The organism is Streptomyces sp. NPDC031225 (assembly GCF_055570355.1).
The window spans coordinates 140,106-160,725 of the sequence record NZ_JBVIHJ010000005.1 but is presented as its reverse complement, the minus strand read 5'-3'; the positions used below and the strand labels follow the sequence as shown (position 1 = coordinate 160,725).

19 protein-coding genes are annotated in these 20,620 nt (G+C 71.8%); 10 read left to right on the top strand and 9 right to left on the bottom strand.

The window, feature by feature from the left end; translation table 11 throughout:
* The first annotated feature begins 116 nt into the window (after window positions 1-116).
* Together ACZ48Z_RS10350 and ACZ48Z_RS10345 are read left to right on the top strand one after the other, a co-directional pair.
* A complete protein-coding gene (locus ACZ48Z_RS10350) occupies window positions 117-938 on the top strand; it encodes an SAM-dependent methyltransferase (protein WP_468735391.1) in 822 nt (273 codons plus the stop codon).
* On the top strand, window positions 935-3,079 hold the full coding sequence (locus tag ACZ48Z_RS10345; protein ID WP_468735390.1) for a putative bifunctional diguanylate cyclase/phosphodiesterase: 2,145 nt from the start codon (window positions 935-937) through the stop codon (window positions 3,077-3,079). Before ACZ48Z_RS10350 ends, ACZ48Z_RS10345 begins: the two co-directional genes overlap by 4 nt.
* 17 nt (window positions 3,080-3,096) lie before the next feature.
* On the opposite strand, the gene ACZ48Z_RS10340 is transcribed toward ACZ48Z_RS10345, so the two are convergent.
* A complete protein-coding gene (locus ACZ48Z_RS10340) occupies window positions 3,097-4,329 on the bottom strand; it encodes an outer membrane protein assembly factor BamB family protein (protein ID WP_468735389.1) in 1,233 nt (410 codons plus the stop codon).
* A gap of 58 nt (window positions 4,330-4,387) precedes the next feature.
* Window positions 4,388-5,275, bottom strand: a complete 888-nt coding sequence (locus ACZ48Z_RS10335) for a LysR family transcriptional regulator (protein ID WP_468735388.1) — start codon at window positions 5,273-5,275, stop codon at window positions 4,388-4,390.
* A gap of 120 nt (window positions 5,276-5,395) precedes the next feature.
* Here ACZ48Z_RS10335 and ACZ48Z_RS10330 point away from each other — a divergent pair, with 120 nt between their 5' ends.
* The 5 genes from ACZ48Z_RS10330 to ACZ48Z_RS10310 all read left to right on the top strand — a co-directional run bounded on the left by ACZ48Z_RS10330 (window position 5,396) and on the right by ACZ48Z_RS10310 (window position 10,620).
* Window positions 5,396-6,067 carry a succinate dehydrogenase gene (locus tag ACZ48Z_RS10330; RefSeq protein ID WP_468735387.1) on the top strand — a complete coding sequence of 224 codons (672 nt, stop codon included), beginning with the start codon at window positions 5,396-5,398 and terminating at the stop codon, window positions 6,065-6,067.
* A gap of 2 nt (window positions 6,068-6,069) precedes the next feature.
* Complete coding sequence (locus ACZ48Z_RS10325) at window positions 6,070-8,016, top strand: fumarate reductase/succinate dehydrogenase flavoprotein subunit (RefSeq protein WP_468735386.1); 1,947 nt, start codon at window positions 6,070-6,072, stop codon at window positions 8,014-8,016.
* Complete coding sequence (locus tag ACZ48Z_RS10320; protein ID WP_468735385.1) at window positions 8,013-8,762, top strand: succinate dehydrogenase/fumarate reductase iron-sulfur subunit; 750 nt, start codon at window positions 8,013-8,015, stop codon at window positions 8,760-8,762. The genes ACZ48Z_RS10325 and ACZ48Z_RS10320 overlap by 4 nt, the downstream gene beginning before the upstream one ends.
* A gap of 284 nt (window positions 8,763-9,046) precedes the next feature.
* Window positions 9,047-9,820, top strand: coding sequence for a GNAT family N-acetyltransferase (locus tag ACZ48Z_RS10315; RefSeq protein WP_468735384.1), 774 nt, complete (start codon window positions 9,047-9,049; stop codon window positions 9,818-9,820).
* On the top strand, window positions 9,817-10,620 hold the full coding sequence (locus ACZ48Z_RS10310; RefSeq protein ID WP_468735383.1) for a lysophospholipid acyltransferase family protein: 804 nt from the start codon (window positions 9,817-9,819) through the stop codon (window positions 10,618-10,620). Before ACZ48Z_RS10315 ends, ACZ48Z_RS10310 begins: the two co-directional genes overlap by 4 nt.
* A 420-nt stretch (window positions 10,621-11,040) precedes the next feature.
* On the opposite strand, the gene ACZ48Z_RS10305 is transcribed toward ACZ48Z_RS10310, so the two are convergent.
* Window positions 11,041-13,380: an ATP-binding cassette domain-containing protein gene (locus ACZ48Z_RS10305; protein WP_468735382.1), complete on the bottom strand. Its 2,340-nt coding sequence runs from the start codon at window positions 13,378-13,380 to the stop codon at window positions 11,041-11,043.
* 10 nt (window positions 13,381-13,390) lie between these two features.
* Window positions 13,391-14,389, bottom strand: a complete 999-nt coding sequence (locus tag ACZ48Z_RS10300) for an LLM class flavin-dependent oxidoreductase (protein ID WP_468735381.1) — start codon at window positions 14,387-14,389, stop codon at window positions 13,391-13,393.
* 95 nt (window positions 14,390-14,484) lie between these two features.
* Here ACZ48Z_RS10300 and ACZ48Z_RS10295 point away from each other — a divergent pair, with 95 nt between their 5' ends.
* The gene (locus ACZ48Z_RS10295; RefSeq protein WP_468735380.1) at window positions 14,485-15,156 is read left to right on the top strand and encodes a nucleotidyltransferase domain-containing protein; all 672 of its coding nucleotides are present in this window, start codon (window positions 14,485-14,487) and stop codon (window positions 15,154-15,156) included.
* Here the strand turns inward: ACZ48Z_RS10295 and ACZ48Z_RS10290 are convergent.
* The 4 genes from ACZ48Z_RS10290 to ACZ48Z_RS10275 form a co-directional block, all read right to left on the bottom strand.
* Entirely contained in the window at window positions 15,138-16,319 is a 1,182-nt protein-coding gene (locus ACZ48Z_RS10290) for a GTP-binding protein (protein ID WP_468735379.1), read from the bottom strand. The genes ACZ48Z_RS10295 and ACZ48Z_RS10290 overlap by 19 nt on opposite strands.
* 12 nt (window positions 16,320-16,331) lie before the next feature.
* Window positions 16,332-16,502, bottom strand: coding sequence for a 50S ribosomal protein L32 (gene rpmF / locus ACZ48Z_RS10285; protein WP_468735378.1), 171 nt, complete (start codon window positions 16,500-16,502; stop codon window positions 16,332-16,334).
* Window positions 16,503-16,574: 72 nt separating this feature from the next.
* Complete coding sequence (locus ACZ48Z_RS10280) at window positions 16,575-16,985, bottom strand: (2Fe-2S) ferredoxin domain-containing protein (protein ID WP_468735377.1); 411 nt, start codon at window positions 16,983-16,985, stop codon at window positions 16,575-16,577.
* Between the two features lie 53 nt (window positions 16,986-17,038).
* Window positions 17,039-18,244: a right-handed parallel beta-helix repeat-containing protein gene (locus ACZ48Z_RS10275; protein ID WP_468735376.1), complete on the bottom strand. Its 1,206-nt coding sequence runs from the start codon at window positions 18,242-18,244 to the stop codon at window positions 17,039-17,041.
* A gap of 134 nt (window positions 18,245-18,378) precedes the next feature.
* Here ACZ48Z_RS10275 and ACZ48Z_RS10270 point away from each other — a divergent pair, with 134 nt between their 5' ends.
* Complete coding sequence (locus ACZ48Z_RS10270; protein ID WP_468735375.1) at window positions 18,379-18,870, top strand: phosphatase domain-containing protein; 492 nt, start codon at window positions 18,379-18,381, stop codon at window positions 18,868-18,870.
* Between the two features lie 44 nt (window positions 18,871-18,914).
* On the opposite strand, the gene ACZ48Z_RS10265 is transcribed toward ACZ48Z_RS10270, so the two are convergent.
* Window positions 18,915-19,130 carry a dodecin gene (locus ACZ48Z_RS10265; protein ID WP_468735374.1) on the bottom strand — a complete coding sequence of 72 codons (216 nt, stop codon included), beginning with the start codon at window positions 19,128-19,130 and terminating at the stop codon, window positions 18,915-18,917.
* 224 nt (window positions 19,131-19,354) lie between these two features.
* Here ACZ48Z_RS10265 and ACZ48Z_RS10260 point away from each other — a divergent pair, with 224 nt between their 5' ends.
* On the top strand, window positions 19,355-20,539 hold the full coding sequence (locus tag ACZ48Z_RS10260) for a MalY/PatB family protein (protein WP_468735640.1): 1,185 nt from the start codon (window positions 19,355-19,357) through the stop codon (window positions 20,537-20,539).
* The last annotated feature ends 81 nt before the right edge of the window (window positions 20,540-20,620 follow it).

Below are 20,620 nucleotides of genomic sequence, written 5' to 3'. Positions count from 1 at the left end.
CGTGCCGCAGGCAGTGACCGGGAACGGACGGTCAATTTCCGTTTCCGCTCGCTCCATTGGCGGGCGATCAGTAGCCTCAGCTCGAACACCGGATCGCCTACGCCTTGGAGAGATAGATGGAGCGTCCCGCCTGGGCTCCCCGGAACATCGACATCTCGGTGCCGAGTGTCTCGCGTATCTACGACTTCTACCTGGGCGGTTCGCACAACTTCGAGGTCGACAGGGAAGCCGCCCGCAGGGCCATGGAGTTCGCGCCGGGACTGCCGAAGACCATGCAGGCCAACCGGGCGTTCCTGCGGCGGGCGGTGCGGTTCGCCGCCGAGCAGGGCCTCACCCAGTTCCTCGACATCGGCTCGGGCATCCCGACCTTCGGCAGCGTCCACGAGGTGGCCCAGAGCGCCAGCCCCGGCGCCCGCGTCGTCTACGTCGACCACGACCCGGTGGCCGTCGCGCACAGCCAGGCGGTCCTCGCCGGCAACGCGGACGCGGGAGTCGTCGCTGCCGACCTCCGCAAGCCCCAGGAGATCCTCGCGAGCCCCGAGGTGCAGAGCCTCATCGACCTGAACCGGCCGGTGGCGCTGCTGCTCGTTGCCATACTGCACTTCGTGGAAGACGCGGACGACCCGTACGGAGCGGTGGCCGAGCTGCGCGACGCGCTCGCGCCGGGCAGCCTGCTGGTGCTCACCCATGCCTCGTACGAGGGAATGCCGCTTCCGCCGGAGCGGGCCGAGGGCGCGGTGGACGTGTACAAGGACATCCGCAACCCGCTGATCATGCGCTCGCGCGACGAGATCGCGCGGTTCTTCGAGGGGTACGACATGGTGGAACCGGGACTGGTGTCGCCGCCGAGGTGGCGGCCCGAGTCGGCGGCCTGGGACCCCGACGACGAGGATCCGTGGGCTTTCTCCGGGTTCGCCGGCGTGGGGCGCACGGCGTGAGCGCGGAGCCGGACAGCCCGGAGGACAGACTCCGCCGGTTCGTGACGATCTGGAGCCGGGCCGTGTTCCCGGTGACGTCGACGTCCGCGACCCGCCCGGAGTTCGAAGAGCAACTGCTGCCGCTGGCCCGCCGGTTGAGCGAGGCGCTGGGGGCCAGGATCCCCGACACGGACGAGGGCCGGGCGGTCGGCGCCGCCCTCGTCGCCGCGCACTGCACGGACCCGGACGCGCTGACCCGCTCCCTGGACTGCGTCGACGCCTACCTGGTGCTCTACTGCGGTGGCGACGGCGACCCCGAGGACCTGCGCAGCCGGTCCGCGCGGCTCCAGCACGCCATGGCCGCCGGGTTCGCGCAGGCGCTGCGGGAGCGGACGCTGGCCGAGCAGGAAGCCATCGCACAGGCCGCGCTGGAGGCGCAGGGCGTCGTGGCGCAGGCGCTGCACGCGACCGAGGCGCGCTTCCGGGCGGTCTTCGAGGGCGCGGCCATAGGGATCGGCATCGCCGACCTGGACGGCAACGTCCTCCAGGTCAACGGCGCGCTGCTGCGCATGTTCGGCCTCACCGACCAGACGATGCGCGGACGCAGGGTCCGGGAGTGGACCCATCCCGACGACGCGCCCCAGACCTGGACGCTCTACGACGAACTCGTCCGCGGCGACCGTGAGCACTACCACGTCGAAAAGGCCTTCTACCGCCCGGACGGAACGGTCCTGTGGACCAACCTGACGGTTTCCCTGCTGCGTGACGCCGACGGCACCCCGCAGTACCAGCTCGCGCTCATGGAGGACACCACCGAGCGCCGGCTGCTCAATCTGCGGCTGCGCTACGAGGCCACCCACGACGCCCTCACCGGACTGCCCAACCGGACGCTGTTCTTCGAGCGCCTGGAGAAGGCGGTGAGCGCCGGCGAGGGTCAGCGGTTCGGCCTGTGCTACCTCGACCTCGACGGCTTCAAGACCATCAACGACAGTCTGGGCCACGCGGCCGGCGACCGGCTCCTCGTCGAGGTCGCCGACCGGCTCCAGTCCTGCGCGACCGCGCCCGGCGAGATGGTCGCCCGCCTCGGCGGCGACGAGTTCGTGGCGCTGACCACGGGCCCGGACACCGAGGCCGAGGTCGACGACCTCGCGGCGCGCATCATGAACGCGCTGCTCGCCCCGGTCCGCATCGAGGGCCGGGAGCTGACCGTGCGCGGCAGCATCGGCATCGTCGAGGGCCCGGCGGGGGAGCGCGGCCCCGCGGAGGTGCTGCGCAGCGCGGACATCACGATGTACCGGGCCAAGTCGGCGGGCGGCAACCGCTTCGAGCTGGCCGACCCGGAGGCCGACGCCAGCGCCATCACCCGGCACGGGCTGACCACGGCGCTGCCCGCGGCCCTGGAGCGCGGCGAGTTCTTCATCGAGTACCAGCCGCTGGTGCACCTCGGCGACGGCAGCGTGCGGGGCGCCGAGGCGCTGGTGCGCTGGCTGCATCCGCAGCACGGGGTCCTCGGCCCGGACCGGTTCATCCCCCTTGCCGAGCACACCGGGCTGATCGTGCCGCTCGGCCGCTGGGTCCTGGAGCAGTCGGTGCGGCAGGTCCGCGAGTGGCGAGAACGCTACGGTGCGGACGAGACGAACGGCCCCCTCCGCATCAACGTCAACCTCTCGCCGTGCCAGCTCACCCACCCCGGCCTGGTCCAGGACACCGTGGACATCCTGGAGCGCACCGGCGTCGCACCGGAGGCGCTCTGCCTGGAGGTGACCGAGTCGGCCCTCATCGGCGCCGACGACGACCTCCTCAAGCCGTTGCGCCAACTCGCCGAGATGGGCGTCGACATCGCCCTCGACGACTTCGGCACCGGCTACTCGAACCTGGCGAACCTCCGCCGCCTCCCGGTCGGCGTCCTCAAACTGGACCGCTCCTTCACCCAGAGCATGCAGCAGTTCCCCGCGGACCCAGTCGACCTCAAGATCGTCGAGGGGATCGTCTCGCTCGCCCACAGCCTCGACCTCGCGGTGACGGTCGAGGGCGTCGAAACCGGCGCCCAGGCCGAGCAGTTGCGGATACTGGGCTGCGACACGGCCCAGGGCTGGTACTACGCCCGCCCGGGCCCGCCGGACCGGCTGCACGACCTGGCGCTGGTGGACGCGACGGGCTGAGTCCCGGGACGGAACACCTAGGGCAGCGGCAGCGAACGCAGGGAACCGTGGGTGCGGGCCATGACGACGACGTGGCCCGTGTCCCCGCCCGGCGTGACGAGCACGGGGTGTTCGCCGTCCCGGGTCTGCGCGTACGCCGCGGACATGCGGGGCGCGGCGGTTCCGGTCCCGTGCGGACCGGCGTGCAGGTCGATCGTGATCACGCGGCCCCGCGTGGCGCGGTCGCTGCCGGGGGTGAAGGCCACGAACCGGCGGTCGGTCACGGCGATGTCCGCCTCGGTGGCGTACGTGCTCCACAGCTTGCGGTCGTTCTCGAGGTCGTACGCGTTCCACTCGCCCGCGCTCGTGTCCTCGGCGCCGGCCTCGTACAGCACCAGGACTCCGCCGTCGGAAATCACCCCCCGTACGGGCTTGTTGATGGTGTTCCTCGGCGTCGGGAGCGGCCTCAGCGTCGCCGGATCCAGCCGTCGCATGGGCGGGAAGATGTCCCCGGCGGAGAACGGGCTGCCTGTGCAGACCAGGTAGTGGCCGCCGGTGACGAGGTGTTGGCACTCGACGCCTGCGGGGCTGGTCGCGACCGTGGCGCCGGTGCGGGCGTCGCGGGCGGTGACCCGGCTGTAGTCGGAGGTGTAGACGCGGCCCCCGAAGGCGGCCAGGGGTTCGCCCGTGCTCCAGGCGACGGTCCGGTGCCAGAGGGGCGTGCCGTCGGATGCACGAACGGCGTCCAGTACGGCGGTTTTGGACGTGGGGTCCGACACTTCGAGGGCGTAGACGACACCGTCCGCCGCGCCGAGGGCGGCGTAGGCGCTTCCGGTGGCCGACCGATGGGTCCACGCCTGTGTACCTGTCCGCAGGTTCGCCGCGCGCAGCACACCGGCGACCCCGGTCACGGCCCGTTCGTCTGCCGCGTCGACGACCAGTCCGGCACTCTTGCCGTGGGCATTGGCGGGCACGGTCCAGGTGATATGGCCGTCGGCCCGTGAACGGCCTGCGAATCCGCCGGAGTCGGTCGCGCACACCACCTGGTGCGCCGTCGCGCCGCAACTGCCGTGGGCCTCCTGGCGGGAGAGGGTCGCCGTCCACGCGCGCCACGGGCCCGAGACGGACGTCGAGGTCGTCTCCACCGTCGGCCCGGAGGCGCGGGACGGCGGGGAGACCGCCGGGCTCTCCGGTCCGCCGGACGCGGTGTGCCCCGCGCACCCCACCAGCACCAGCAGTGCCGCGCCCACCGCAACGATCCGCCGTCTCATCACCGACCACCCCCGTCCGAGCCCGCCCCCATCAGCGGGAACCCCATGTTATGACCGCTCAGCGCTCCAGCAGCATCCGCTGCAACTCCCGTGCCGCCCGCGGCGGAGCCACATCGCTGCGGTGGGCCAGCGCGATCGTCCGGTGCAGACCGGGCCGGGCGAGCGGGGTGACCCGCAGCCCCCGGCCGGAGCGCGTGGCGACCATGCGCGGTACGACGGCCACGCCCAGACCCGCCCGCACGAAACCCAGCACCGCGTCCATCTCCCCGCCCTCCACGGCGAAGTCCGGCTCGAAGCCCTCGGCGCGGCACGCGGCCACGGTCAGTTCGCGCAGGTCGTAGCCGTGCCGGAACATCACCAGGGGCTCGCTCTCCAGGTCGGCGACGCGCACGGTGCGCCGGCCAGGACCGCCGGGCGCGGGCGACTCCGGCGAGGAGACGACGACCAGGTCCTCGCGCAGCAGCTCCACCGTCGTCAGTGCCGGGGACGGCGTGGGCAGCGGCAGGACCACCAGGGCCAGGTCGAGGGCGCCGCGCGCGAGTTCCCGTACGAGGTCGTGGGAGCCGCCCTCCTCGATCATCAGCCGGATCCCGGGATAGCGGTCGTGGAAGGCCCGCAGCACGTCCGGCAGCAGTCCGGTGCACAGGCTCGGGGTCGCGCCGAGCCGGACCCGGCCGCTGCGCAGCTGCACCAGTTCCTGCACCTCGTGGCGGGCGGTGTCCGCGTCGGCCAGGATGCGGCGGGCCAGCGGCAGCAGGGCCTCGCCCGCGTCGGTGAGGGTGATGTTGCCGCGCGCCCGCAGGAACAGATCGGCCCCGAGCTCCCGCTCCAGCGCCTTGATCTGCTGGGAGAGGGACGGCTGCGCGACATGGACCAGGTCGGCGGCGCGGGTGAAGTGACGGGCCTCGGCGACCGCCACGAAGTACTGGAGCTGCTGGAACTGCACCCCCTCACGATAGCTGTTCCCTATGGAAACGAGCCGGACCATGTCTTGGACCGATCAGGTCCTTCGGTTCTAGCGTCTTGACCCATGGCTCTGGCAACGCGGACGGACCGACGGTCGTCCATGGCACGCACCGTGTGGGACAGCTCCGTCGGCAAGAAGACCGTGATGGCCGTCAGCGGCCTGATCATGCTGCTCTACCTGGTCGTCCACATGATCGGCAACCTGAAGATCTTCTTCGGGGCGACCGAGTTCAACCACTACGCGCACTGGCTGCGCACGGTCGGCGAGCCGTTCATGCACTACGAGTGGACGCTCTGGCTCATCCGGATCGTCCTGGTGGCCGCCGTCGTCGCGCACGCCGTCTCGGCCTACCAGCTCTGCCGCCGGGACATCAGGGCGCGGCCCGGCAAGTACGTCCACAAGAAGGCCCGGGCGAGCTACGCGACCCGCACCATGCGCTGGGGCGGCATCATCCTCGCCCTGTTCATCGTGTGGCACATCCTCGACCTGACGACGGGCACCGTGCACTCCGGCGGCTTCCAGGAGGGCCACCCCTACCAGAACGTCGTGGACACCTTCTCCACCTGGTACGGCAACGTGATCTACATCGTCGCGATGCTCGCGCTCGGCCTGCACGTCCGGCACGGCTTCTGGAGCGCCGCCCAGACCCTCGGCGTCGGCAGCCGCACCCGCGACCGCGCCCTCAAGACGGTTGCCAATGTCCTCGCACTGCTGCTCACGGCCGGCTTCATCGCCGTACCCGTGGGTGTCATGACCGGAGTGGTGAGCTGAAGATGACGTACACCGACTACACGACCGGTGATCCGGTCGTCGACACCAAGGCACCGGCGGGGCCCGTCGGCGAGCGCTGGGACAAGCGCCGCTTCGAGGCCAGGCTGGTCAACCCCGCCAACCGCCGCAAGCACACCGTGATCGTCGTCGGGACGGGTCTGGCGGGCGGCTCCGCCGGGGCCACGCTCGCCGAACAGGGTTACCACGTCGTCCAGTTCTGCTATCAGGACTCCCCGCGCCGCGCCCACTCCATCGCCGCGCAGGGCGGCATCAACGCGGCGAAGAACTACCGCAACGACGGCGACTCGATCCACCGGCTGTTCTACGACACCGTCAAGGGCGGCGACTTCAGGGCGCGGGAGTCGAACGTGCACCGGCTCGCGCAGATCTCCGTCGAGATCATCGATCAGTGCGTGGCGCAGGGTGTGCCCTTCGCGCGGGAGTACGGCGGCCTCCTCGACACCCGTTCCTTCGGCGGAGTGCAGGTCTCCCGGACCTTCTACGCCCGCGGGCAGACGGGCCAGCAGCTCCTGCTCGGGGCGTATCAGGCGCTGTCGAGGCAGATCGCCGCCGGGAACGTCGAGATGCACCCGCGCACCGAGATGCTCGACCTGATCGTCGTCGACGGGCGGGCGCGGGGGATCGTGGCCCGGGATCTCGTCACCGGGCGCATCGAGACCCACTTCGCGGACGCCGTCGTACTGGCCTCCGGCGGCTACGGCAACGTCTTCTACCTGTCGACGAACGCCATGAACTCCAACGTGACGGCGATCTGGCGGGCCCACCGCCGCGGCGCCCTTTTCGCCAACCCCTGCTTCACGCAGATCCACCCCACGTGCATCCCGCGCACCGGCGACCACCAGTCCAAGCTGACCCTGATGAGCGAGTCGCTGCGCAACGACGGCCGGATCTGGGTGCCGAAGGCCAAGGGCGACACCCGTCCGCCGAACGAGATCCCCGAGGACGAGCGCGACTACTACCTGGAGCGCGTCTACCCGGCCTTCGGCAACCTGGTCCCGCGCGACATCGCCTCCCGCGCCGCGAAGAACGTCTGCGACGAGGGCAGGGGAGTGGGACCCGGCGGACAGGGCGTGTACCTCGATTTCGCCGACGCCATCCGGCGCATGGGCCGGGGAGCCGTGGAGGCGAAGTACGGCAACCTCTTCGACATGTACCAGCGGATCACCGACGAGGATCCGTACGAGGTGCCGATGCGGATCTACCCCGCCGTGCACTACACGATGGGCGGCCTGTGGGTCGACTACGACCTCCAGACCACCGTCCCCGGCCTGTTCGCGATCGGCGAGGCCAACTTCTCCGACCACGGAGCCAACCGCCTGGGCGCCTCCGCGCTGATGCAGGGCCTGGCCGACGGCTACTTCGTGCTCCCGGCGACCATCAACGACTACCTCGCCCGCAACCCCCACCAGGACGCGGTGACCGGCGAACACCCGGCTGTACAGGAGGTGTTGGCGGAGACCGAGGACCGGCTCAACCTCCTCCTCGCCGTCGACGGCGACCGCACACCCGACTCCTTCCACCGTGAACTCGGCGAACTCATGTGGGAGTTCTGCGGGATGGCACGCACCGACTCCGGTCTGCGCAAGGCGCTCGAACGCATCCCGCAGATCCGCGAGGAGTTCTGGCGCCGCATCAAGGTCCCGGGCACCGGCGAGGAGTTCAACCAGTCCCTGGAGAAGGCGAACCGCGTCGTCGACTACCTGGAGCTCGCCGAGCTGATGTGCCTCGACGCGCTGCACCGCGCGGAGTCCTGCGGCGGTCACTTCCGCGAGGAGTCCCAGACACCCGACGGTGAAGCCGCCCGCAGGGACGAGGAGTTCGCCTACGCGGCGGCCTGGGAGTTCACCGGCACCGGCGAGGCTCCCGTCCTGCACAGGGAAGACCTGGTCTTCGAGTACGTCCACCCCACTCAGCGGAGCTACGCATGAAGCTCACCCTGCGCGTCTGGCGGCAGAAGAACGCCGACGCCGACGGAGCGATGTCCACGTACGAGGTGGACGGCATCTCGTCCGACATGTCCTTCCTGGAGATGCTGGACACCCTCAACGAGGAGCTCATCCTGCGCGGTGAGGACCCCGTCGCCTTCGACCACGACTGCCGTGAGGGCATCTGCGGCGCGTGCTCGCTGGTGATCAACGGCGACGCCCACGGTCCCGAGCGCACCACCACCTGCCAGCTGCACATGCGGTCCTTCTCGGACGGCGACACGATCGACATCGAGCCGTGGCGGGCGTCCGCGTTCCCGGTGGTCAAGGACCTGGTCGTCGACCGGTCGGCCTTCGACCGGATCATCCAGGCCGGCGGATACGTCACCGCGCCCACCGGGGCGGCCCCGGAGGCGCATGCCACGCCGGTGCCGAAACCGGACGCCGACTTCGCCTTCGAGCACGCCGAGTGCATCGGATGCGGGGCGTGCGTCGCGGCGTGTCCCAACGGGGCGGCGATGCTCTTCACCTCGGCCAAGGTCAACCACCTGAACATGCTGCCGCAGGGAGCGCCCGAACGGGAGACGCGGGTGCTGGACATGGTGGCGCAGATGGACGACGAGGGCTTCGGTGGCTGCACCCTGGCGGGCGAGTGCGCGACCGCCTGCCCGAAGGGGATCCCGCTCGTGTCGATCACGAGCATGAACAGGGAATGGCTGCGGGCCACGCGGAAGGCGGGCAAGCGGTAGGCCACCATGAACGTTCGCCGACCGGTGCGGACGGGTGGGGTCGGACATGGTGCTCAGGTCCGGCCCCACCAAGGTCACTCGGCGGTCCGGCACCCGGATCGCCCTCCGGACACCGGCCCGACACCGGCCGGTCGACGGAGTCGGAGGCACCGGACACCTTGTCCGAGCCGTTCAGCCGCCGCACATCCGCGCTCTCGGAACCGGTCACGTACACGCCAACCAGCGTCGGGAGAACAGGGACAGCGGCACCGCTCGCCGCCTCCGTATGAGCCCTGGAGAGTGCCATGACCGGCGTTTCCACCCTCGACCGTCCCCCGCAGAGCGTCGCCCCCACCCGCTACACCGTCACCCTGGCCCGCGACGAGGACGACGTGCGTGCCGCACAGCGGCTGCGGCACGACGTGTTCGCCGGAGAGATGGGCGCCCTCCTGACCACTGCCGCACCCGGCCTCGACGTCGACGCCTTCGACGCCCACTGCGACCACCTGCTCGTCCGCGACACCATGACCGGCGAGGTCGTCGGCACATACCGCCTGCTGTCCCCTGAGCGCGCCGCGGTGGCCGGACGCCTGTACTCGGAGAGCGAGTTCGACCTCGCGCCGCTCGCCGCCCTGCGCCCGGGCCTCGTCGAGGTCGGCCGCTCCTGCGTGCACCCCGACCACCGCGACGGGGCCGTCATCGGCCTCATCTGGGCCGGGATCGCCCGCTACATGGTGGACCGCGGCCATGACTGGCTGGCCGGCTGCTGCTCGATCCCGTTGGCCGACGGCGGGGCTCTCGCCGCGGGCACCTGGGATCGCGTGCACGCCAAGTACCTGGCTCCCGAGGAGTACCGGGTACGGCCCCTGCTGCCCTGGGAGCCCGGCAGCGGGACGCCCGCCGCCCACACCGAACTGCCCCCGCTGCTGCGCGGCTACCTCCGTCTCGGCGCCTGGGTGTGCGGCCCGCCCGCCCACGACCCGGACTTCGGGGTCGCCGACATGTTCGTGCTGCTGTCGATGCGCCGGATCAACGCCCGCTATCTGCGGCACTTCCTCTCGCTCGCACCGGCCGGATGAGCGTCTGGCTGCCCAGCGCGCCCTGCACCCCGGGGGCGTGCGTGGGACCTGCGGGTTCCGCCACGGCCGTACCCCGTGCCGTGCTGCGGCTCGTGGCGGTCACTGCGGTGCTGCTCGCCGGGATCATGCTGCTGCCGGCCGGACGGTGGGTCCCGGCCGGTGCGGTCAGGTGGTGGTGCCTGGGCGTGGTGCGGGCCTCGGGGGTCCGGGTCCGCATGACCGGCGTCACCGCGCCCTCGGGCGGTGTGCTCCTGGTCGCCAACCACATCTCCTGGCTGGACATCCCACTGCTCGCCGCCGTACGGCCCGCCCGGATGCTCGCCAAGTCCGAGATCCGGCGGTGGCCCGTGGCGGGCCGGCTCACGGCGCGCAGCGGCGCGCTGTTCATCGAGCGGGACCGGCTGCGTGCCCTCCCTGACACGGTCGCCCGCATCGCCGAAGCACTGCGCGCAGGCGCCGCGGTCGCCGTCTTCCCCGAGGGGAGCACCTGGTGCGGCCGTGCCCAGGGCCGGTTCCGCCGCGCGGTGTTCCAGGCAGCGCTGGACGCCGGGGTGCCCGTCCAGCCGGTGAGCCTGCGCTATCGCCTCGTCGACGGCGGGGCCGGTACGGCCGCGGCCTTCATCGGCGACGACTCGCTGCTCGCCTCGGTGTGGCGGGTGGTGTCGGCGCGCGGCCTGGTGGCCGAGGTCGAGGTCCCGGAACCGGTCCCCGCGGGCAGCCACACCGACCGCCGCTCACTGGCCCGTGCCGCGCAGTCCGGGGCGTGCCCCGGTCGGACCGGGGAGCACGCGGCCGCCTGACGTCCCGAGCGGCCATGGCGGCGCTGGCGACAAGCGGCCCTGCGGCCGTCGTGAGGCCGGCCGGCACCCCGGCCCAGTCGGGCATGTGCCCGGTCGGACCGGGGAGCACGCGGCCGCCTGACGTCCCGAGCGGCCACGATGGCGCAGGAGACGAGCAGCCCTGCAGCCCTCGTGAGACCGGCCGGCACCCCGGCGACAGCCCGGGGCGCCGCACGGCTCCGGGCGTGACGAGCGACGGCCCTCGTGTCGGGACCGGACGATGTGGTCGGTTGTCCGGAGTCGACGCGCGGCCCCGAGCGTGACGAGTGACCGTCCCCGCGTCGAGGCGCGGTCCGTGGCCCGGAGCGCCGTACGACCGCGGCGGGACCGTGACGACCGCGTTCGCGTCGACGCCGGTGCGGTCCGTCGGTCCTGGCGGAGTCAGGCTCCGGGGCCCAGCGCCCGCGCCAGATAGGGCGCCGTCGCGCTGCCCGCCACCCCGGCCACCGCTCCCGGCACCCCCGCGGCCACGATCCGCCCGCCCGTGTCCCCGCCGCCCGGCCCCAGGTCGATGACCCAGTCCGCGCCCGCCACGACCGACATGTCGTGCTCGACGACGATCACCGTGTGGCCGGCGTCGACGAGGCCGTGGAGCTGGCGCATGAGGATCTCGACGTCGGCCGGGTGGAGGCCGGTGGTGGGTTCGTCGAGGAGGTACACGGTGTGGGTGCGGTGGACGCGCTGGAGTTCGCTCGCGAGCTTGATCCGTTGGGCCTCGCCGCCGGAGAGTTCGGTGGCGGGCTGGCCGAGGCGGAGGTAGCCGAGGCCGACGTCGAGGAGGGTGGCGAGGCTGCGGGCCACGCCCGGGGTGTCCGCGAAGAAGTCCGCCGCCGACTCCACGGTGAGGTCGAGCACCTGGGCGATGTTCCGCCCCCGGTACGTCACTGTGAGCGTCTCGGGGTTGTAGCGGGCCCCGCCGCAGTCCGGGCAGGGCGCGTAGGTGCTGGGGAGGAACAGCAGCTCGACGCTGACGAACCCCTCGCCCTGGCAGGTCCCGCAGCGCCCTCCCGCCGTGTTGAAGGAGAACCGGCCCACCCCGTAACCACGTTCATGGGCCTGCTCCGTGGCGGCGAAGACCTTGCGCACGATGTCGAACAGGCCCGTGTAGGTCGCCAGGTTGGAGCGTGGGGTCCGGCCGATGGGCTTCTGGTCGACGGAGACCAGCCGGCCGACACCGTCGAGCTCCTCGGTGATCTCGCCGACGAGCGTGGACTTGCCCGACCCGGACACTCCGGTGACCGCGGTGAACACCCCCAGCGGGAACCGGGCCGTCACACCGCGCAGGTTGTGCCGGTCGACCGGCCCGACCTTCAACTCGCCGTGCGGCGAACGCACTTCGCGTGCCGATGCGGGGGAGCGGTCGAACAGATGGCGTGCCGTCTCGGACTCCTCGACCGCTGCCAGCTCCGCCACCGGCCCGCTGTGCAGCACCCGCCCGCCGTGCTCGCCCGCGCCCGGCCCGACGTCCACCAGCCAGTCCGCGCCGCGCATGACGTCCAGGTGGTGTTCCACCACGAACACCGAGTTGCCTGCCGCCTTCAGCCGGGCCAGCACCGTGAGCAGCGCCTCGGTGTCCGCCGGGTGCAGTCCGGCGGAGGGTTCGTCGAGGACGTAGACCACTCCGAACAGCCCGGACCTCAACTGGGTCGCGAGCCGCAGCCGTTGGAGTTCGCCGGCCGAGAGGGTGGGGGTCGCCCGGTCCAGGCTGAGGTAGCCGAGGCCCAGCTCGACGACCGGTGCGATACGGGACGTGAGGTCGTCGGTGAGCACCCGCGCGGTCTCACCGTCGGCGACGAGCGAGGCGGCCAGCTCGGTCAGCGGCAGGGCGGCCAGGTCGGCGATGGTCCGGCCCGCGAAGGTGACCGCCAGCGCCTGGGGCCGCAGCCTGCTGCCCCCGCAGACCTGGCACGGTGTGGCGACCAGGAACCGCTCGGCCTTCGCCCTCAGCGTCTGGCTCTTGGAGTCCGAGAACGTCTTCATGACATAGCGACGCGCGCTCATGTACGTGCCCTGGTACGGGCGTTGGATCCGGTCCGCGTCCCGCACCGGGTGCACGGTGACCACCGGCTGCTCGTCGGTGAACAGGATCCACTCCCGCTGCTCGGCGGGCAGCTCGCGCCACGGCCGGTCCACGTCGTGGCCGAGCGCGCCGAGGATGTCCCGCAGGTTCTTGCCCTGCCAGGCGCCGGGCCACGCGGCGATGGCGCCCTCCCGGATCGACAGCGACGGGTCGGGCACCAGCGACTGCTCGGTCGTACGGTGGACACGGCCGAGCCCGTGACACTCCGGGCAGGCTCCGGCGGCCGTGTTGGGGGAGAAGGAGTCCGAGTCGAGCCGCTCGGCGCCGGGCGGGTAGTGACCGGCCCGGGAGAACAGCATCCGCAGCGAGTTCGAGAGATGGGTGACCGTGCCGACGGACGAACGCGACGTCGGCGCCGACCGGCGCTGCTGCAGCGACACCGCGGGCGGCAGCCCGGTGATCTCACCGACCTTCGGCGCCCCCACCTGATGGATCAGCCGACGCGCGTACGGCGCCACCGACTCGAAGTACCGCCGCTGCGCCTCCGCGTAGATCGTCCCGAACGCCAGCGACGACTTCCCCGACCCGGACACCCCCGTGAACACGGCCAGCACGTCCCGCGGGATGTCGACGTCCACCCCCTTGAGATTGTGCTCACGGGCACCGCGGACGCGGACGTACGGGTCGTGGGGGTCGTGCATGAGAACGACTCTAACCGGAGGTGATCGCGGCCAGCCGCCGATAGGAGTCCACCAGGGCGCCACGGTCGTACGTGCTGGTGGTGACCAGGACCTCCTGGGCGCCCGTCTCCTTCAGCAGCGTCTGAAGCGCGTGCGCGACCTGGTCCTCGGTGCCCGCGATGTGCCCGGTGAGGCCGGACTCGTAGAAGCCGCGCTCCTTCTCCGTCATCGTGAGGCCCTCGACGCGCTCGGCGGAGGGCAGGGGCGGGAAGGTGCCGTGGGTGCGGGAGTACGCCATCGACCAGGCCTCCGGGATCAGCAGCCGGCGGGCCTCCTCCGGGGTGGCGGCGACCGCGACCGTGCCGGAGACGACGACGTACGGCTCGGGCGCCCACGGGGAGGGGCGGAAGTGGGTGCGGTAGTGGTCGATGCCGCGCTGCATCCGCTCACGGTTCCTGAGGTCGCCGATGACCATCGGCAGGCCCGCCCGGGCCGCGATCCCGGCGCCCTCGCCCATGGCCAGCACGAAGGGCGGCACGCTCAGGCCCTCGGCCGGACGGGCGCGCACCCCCGTCGGGGAGGTCCCGCGGAACCAGCCCAGCAGCTCCTCCAGCTGTACGGCGAAGTCGTCGGCGTCGTCCTTGCCGCGTCCCAGGGCCCTGCGCACGCCGTCGGTGAAACCGACCGAGCGTCCCAGACCCATGTCGATCCGGCCGGGGAAGAGGGACTCCAGCACCCCGAACTGCTCGGCCACGACCAGGGGTTGGTGATTCGGCAGCATCACGCCGCCGGTCCCGACCCGGATCGTCTCCGTCGCCGAGGCCACCGCGGCCGCCAGCACCGTCGGCGCGGAGCCCGCCACTCCGGGCACGCCGTGGTGCTCCGAGACCCAGAACCGGTGGTAGCCGAGCCCCTCCAGCTCCCGCGCCAGCCGGACGGTGTCCTGCAGCGCCTCCGCGTTCGTGCCGCCCTCGCGGGTGCGGGAGCGGTCAAGGACGGAGAAGCGGGTGGCTGCGATCACGGAACTCACACAGGGTGCAACGCGTGGCGGGGCGTGGCATTCCCGCCCGCCCGCCACCGAAAACCAGATGACCGGCATCCGCGCAGGTCAGCACAATGGGTCGGGTGACCGTTCAGAACATCCTGCTCTCCGGCGTCGTCGGCTCGACCGCGTACGGACTCGCCCGCGAGGGCTCCGACGTGGACCGGCTCGGCATGTTCGCCGCGCCCACCGAGACCCTGCTCGGTCTGCACACACCGCAGGAGTCCCACGTCACCACGGCGCCGGACCGCACCCTGCACGAGGCGGCGAAGTGGTGCCGACTCGCCCTCGGCGGCAATCCGACCGTCATGGAGCTGGTGTGGCTGCCGGACGACCTGTACGAGGTGCGCACCCCGCTGGGCGACGAACTCATCGGTATCCGCGGGTCGTTCCTGGGCGCGGAGCGGGTCCGGGACGCCTATCTCGGGTACGCCGGCCGGCAGTTCCGGCGGCTGGAGGGCCGTGCCGGCGACCGGCGCGCCGCCAAGCACGCCCGGCACCTGAAGCGGCTCTGCCACCAGGGCCTGGAGCTGTACGCCACCGGGCGGCTGACGGTGCGGGTCGAGGACCCCGAGGAGTACCACCGCTTCGGGGACTCCGTCGCCGCCGATCCCTCGAAAGCCCGGTCGCTGCTCGCCCACTACGAGACCGCCTTCGCCGGGACCCGCAGCGCACTGCCCGGCCGGCCCGACGAGGCACCGGCCGAGGCGTGGCTGCGCCGCGTCCGCGCGCGGTTCTACGACACGGCCGCGTGAGCGTGGACTTCGGCGGGCTCGTGCTCGCAGGTGTCGTCGACGCCGCACGTCTCCCAGGCGGGGAAGGGGTCGGTGAACGAACGCCCCTCGCCCGGGGACACGAGACACGCGGCGAGAGCCCTGTGCAGCCGCTCCGGCTCCAACTGCGTTCCGATGAAGACGAGTTCCTGCGCGTACGGCGCTTCCGCGTCCCGGGCCGCGGACGGCTCGAACCGGGCCACCGAACCGGCCTGTGACCACAGGCCCGTCACGTGCGGGCGGCCGGCCAGGGTGAAGAACCCCTTCGAGCGCAGGATCCGCCCGTACGTCCCGCTGTCCAGTTCCTCGGTGACGAAGTCCCACAACCGGCCCGGATGGAAGGGGAGTTCGGCGCGGAAGACGGTGGAGGAGACGCCGTACTCCTCCGTCTCGGGAACGTGCTCGCCGTTGAGCTCCCGGACCCAGCCCGGCGCCTGCTGGGCGCGCTCCAGGTCGAACAGGCCGGTTCCCAGCACCTGTTGGAGGTCCACGCGGGAGTGCTGCGCCTCGACGATCCGGGCGACCGGGTTGAGCCGGACGAGAGCCGCCCGCAACCGGGCCGCCGTGTCCACGTCGACCAGGTCGAGCTTGTTGAGCACGAGGACGTCCGCGAACTCGATCTGGTCGACGAGCAGATCGGCCACCGTGCGTTCGTCGTCCTCGAACGGGGCGAGGCCGCGCTCGGCGAGTTCGTCGCCCCGCTCCAGCTCGGGCAGGAAGTTCGCCGCGTCCACGACCGTGACCATGGTGTCGAGGCGGGCCACGTCCCCGAGGCTGGCGCCGTCGTCGCGGGCGAAGGCGAAGGTCGCCGCCACCGGCATCGGCTCGGAGATGCCCGACGACTCGATGAGCAGATGGTCGAAGCGGCCCTCACGGGCCAGCCGGTCCACCTCCTCCAGCAGGTCGTCGCGGAGGGTGCAGCAGATACAGCCGTTGGTCATCTCGACCAGGCGTTCCTCGGTCCGCGACAGCGCGGCCCCGCCGCCGCGCACCAGCGCCGCGTCGATGTTGACCTCGCTCATGTCGTTGACGATGACGGCGACCCTGAGGCCCTCGCGATTGGCGAGGACGTGATTGAGGAGCGTCGTCTTGCCCGCCCCGAGGAAGCCGGAGAGGACGGTGACGGGCAGACGGTCGTACGGCATCCGGTCCGGCCCTCAGCCCTCGGCGCGCAGGAGGCCGCGCTGGTACGCCTTGACCAGGTGCTGCGGGACGAGATGTGCGACGCCGTCGATCGTGACCGGCACCAACTGCGCGGTGGTGGCCTTCCATTGGGAGCGGCGGTGGCGGGTGTTGCTGCGGGACATCTTCCGCTTGGGGACAGCCATGGCGGGAACCTCTTCGGTGGCCTCGGTGGGTGAGCACCGAGGACGCTATATGAAAATGGATCCCATTAACAATCAGCGGCGGCGACGGGACCGGACCCGGGCCTCCCGGGGCGGCTCGATGAACTGCAGCTCCAGTGTGAGCGGCGGTTCCGCGACGCCGGGTCCGCCCGCCGCCGCCCACCGCACGACGTCCTCGGTGCCCTCGTCGTCCATCACGAACCCGATCCACGCGGCCCGGCCGCCCGCCCTGCGTCCGGCGGCCGAGGGGCGCACGACGATGACGTTCGCCTGGTCGCAGGGGCCCAGGCAGTCGGTCGTACGGACCTGGAAGCCGTGCTCGGCCGCACCGGCCCGCAGGAGCTCCAGCTGCCAGTTGTGGTCGGTGCCGGGGTGCTTGCGGGCGTCACCGCAGCAGCAGCCCCGGCAGACGACGAGGGTGCAGGAGCCGGAGCCGGCCAGGAACGTTCGGGGCGTCGAGGACATGGGAGAAGCATGCGGCCTGCACCGATCATGACGTGAGGGCGGGGTGCGGCCCGCTAGAAGCGCGCTCCTACGGCCGTCCCGTTGCGCGGCACCAGAAAAGCGGTTGCGGACGGCAGTGAACCGTCGGCCGCGCGCGGTCCGGTGACGGCCGCCGGATCCGTGCTGAGCACCGAGGCCGCGTTCCATGTGCCGCCCAGGTCCCAGGAGTTGCCGCTGGACACGGTCGCCGAACCGAGGGCGGCGGCCCTCGCGTCGGCGACGGACAGGTTCGCGGTCAGCTTGGCCGTGCCGCCGGAGACGTCGGCGTCGAAGCCGGTGCCGCCGTTGGCCCAGGTCGTGTTGCGGCTCACTGCGAGGGCACCGGTGTTGCCGTTGTCGGTGAAGCCGTGCGCCGCGTTCTTGAAGGCGATCGAGTTGCGCACGACGTGCGCCACCGCCGGTGCCGGACTGCCCCCGCCGAGCTTGAAGCCGTTGCCGTCGCCCGCGAAGTCGGGGAAGTTCCAGCGGTTGAAGCCGTTGCCGTACGAGATCGTGTTCTCGATCAGGACCGGCGAGGTGAACTTCCAGTCGTCGAAACCGTCGTCGACGTTGTTCCACAACCGCGCGCCCCGCACGACGTTGCCGGTGCCGCTGCCCTCCTTGACGGCGAGCCCGTCCGCGCTCTCGCCGTTCTTGCGCGGGTCGCGGTTGGCCCAACTGTCCAGGTTCAGGATCTGGTTGTCGCTGGAGGCGCCCTGCAGCTGGAAGCCCGACTCGTAGTTGTCGTGGGTCTTCAGGCGGGCGAAGACATTGCCGTTGCAGCCGTCGCAGTAGACCCCGTAGGGGCCGTTCACGATCTCCAGGTCCGAGATCCGCCAGTACGAGGCCTCCTGGTGGACCGCCCCCCGCTCGGCCCGCGGAATGCTCCCGCCGACCGGGGTGTGGCTCGCGGCCAGCTGCTCACCGTCGACCACGACCCGCTCGCCCTGGTAGGCCCCGAGGGAAATGGGCAGCGACGCGGTGCCGGAGGTGGTGATGGTGACGTTGTCGGTGAGGGCGTACGTCCCGCCGCGTACGGCGATGCCGTCGCCGGGCCTCGCCAGATCCACCGCGCGCTGGATCGTCCGCAGCGGCTGGGCGAGGGTGCCCGGGGCGGTGTCGGACCCGTTCGTCGCCACCACCAGGGTCGTCGGCGCCGCGGACGCCTCGGTCGCCGGTAAGGCCATCGCCATGGCCCCGCTCGCCAGTGCCACCGTCCAGATCGCCGTCTTCACACGCATGGAGTCTCCCGCCTCGGCCCGACTGCCCGTCCTGGTTCTGTTGTGTCGCCGAGGAGTGGCCGCCCGGGGCGGGAAGGTTGCCGGGTCTGGGCCGGAAGGCCGCCGGGGGCGGCGCCGGGGCTAGGGTGGACGGTGTGACCGACAGTGACAAGCGTCCGCTCGCCGTGTTCGACCTGGACAACACCCTGGCCGACACGGCCCACCGGCAGCGGTTCCTGGAACGCAAGCCGCGCGACTGGGACGCCTTCTTCGCGGCCGCGTCCCAGGACCCGCCGCTCCCGCAGGGCATCGCGCTGGTACTGGAGAGCGCCGAGGAGTGCGAGGTCGTCTACCTCACCGGCCGCCCCGAGCGCTGCCGACGCGACACGCTCGCCTGGCTCGCCGCGCAGGGGCTCCCGGAGGGGCGCGTGTACATGCGACGCAACGACGACCGGCGGCCCGCCCGGCGCACCAAGCTGGAGATCCTGAAGCGGCTCGCAGGCAGCCGGAAGATCCGGGTCCTGGTGGACGACGACGAGCTGGTCTGCGACGACGCCCGACGTGCCGGGTTCAGCGTCGTACGGGCGCGCTGGACCGCCCCTTCCGCCGAACTCGAAGTGGCACAGGAGCGGGAGGGGCGGACCTGAGTCGGACCCGAGTCCGAGGTGCTGCGGCGGGGCTGTGCGGACCGTCAGTCGGACTCGTCGAGGCGGAAGCCGACCTTCAGCCCCACCTGCCAGTGGGCGACCTGCCCGTCCTCGATCTGGCCCCGCACCTGGATCACCTCGAACCAGTCGAGGTTGCGCAGGGTCTGCGAGGCACGCTGGATCCCGTTGCTGATCGCCTGGTCCACGCCGTCGGGCGAGGTGCCCACGATCTCGGTGACCCGGTACGTGTGGTTCGACATGCGGGTGCTCCTCTCCGCCGTGACAGCTGTGTCAGGCGTCACTCCACCGTGCCCCAGGCCACGGCGGAACGCGAGCCGTCCGCAGGCACACTTCACACAGACCGCGCAGCCCATGGAGGCCGGAAGCCGCCCTCGGCGGAAGCGCGAACCGATGCCCCTGCCCGGAGACCACCGGGTCCCAGGGGGTCGCGGACGCCATCACCTACCGTTGACCCATGGACGGCATGCCTGATGACATCCCTGCTCCGACCACCCCCGCCCCCGTGAATCCACTGCGCCGGCTCTCCTTGGAACAGCTCCGACGGCGTACGAGCATGAAGTGGCGGACCTACCCGGCGGACGTCCTGCCGCTGTGGGTCGCCGAGATGGACGTCCCCCTGGCCGAACCCGTCGCGCAGGCGATCCGGGACGCGGTGACGCTGGGAGACACGGGCTATCCGGTCGGCACGGCGTACGCCGAGGCGCTGGCCGGCTTCGCCGGCAAGCGGTGGGGCTGGGACGGGCTCGCGGTGGAGCGTACGGCGATCGTCCCCGACGTGATGCTGGGCATCGTCGAGATGCTCAAGCTGGTCTCCGGACCGAGTGATCCCGTGGTCGTCAACTCGCCTGTGTACCCGCCGTTCTACCAGTTCGTCAGGGGCATGGGCCGACAGGTCGTGGAGGCTCGGCTCGGCGCGGACGGCCGGATCGACTTCGGCGTACTGGAGGAGACCTTCGGGCGCCTCCGGAAGCGCGCGGGACGGCCCGTCCTTCTGCTGTGCAGCCCGCACAACCCGACCGGCACCGTCCACACCGCCGACGAGCTGACGGCCGTGGCGGCCCTGGCGCGGACCCACGGCGTGCGGGTCGTGGCCGACGAGATCCACGCCCCGATCACGGCGGTCGGCGAGACCTTCGTCCCCTATCTCAGCGTCCCCGGCGCGGGCAACGGGCTCTCGCTGATGTCGGCCTCCAAGGCGTGGAACCTGGCCGGACTCAAGGCCGCCGTGGCCGTCGCCGGCCCCGACGCGGCCGACGACCTCGCGCGTCTGCCAGAAGAGGTCGGCCACGGCCCCAGCCACCTCGGTGTCATCGCCCACACCGCCGCCCTGCGGGACGGCGGCTCCTGGCTCGACGCCCTGCTCACCGGCCTCGACGACAACCGACGGCTGCTGGCCGGACTCCTCGCCGAGTGCCTGCCCGCCGTGCGCTACGCACCGGCCGGCGCCACCTACCTCGCATGGCTGGACTGTCGCCCGCTGGACCTGCCCGCTGATCCGGCTGCCGTCTTCCTGGAGCGCGGCCGGGTCGCCCTGACCTCCGGCGAACCGTTCGGCACGGGCGGCGCGGGCTTCGTCCGTCTGAACCTGGCGACCTCACCCGAGCTGATCACCGAGGCCGTACGGCGGATGGCGGCGGCACTCGACTGACGACGGGGGCTGAGTTTTTCGGTACGACCTGCGGTGCCGTGCTCCGCCGGGATCGCGGTTCCTCGCGGATCCGCCGTGAAG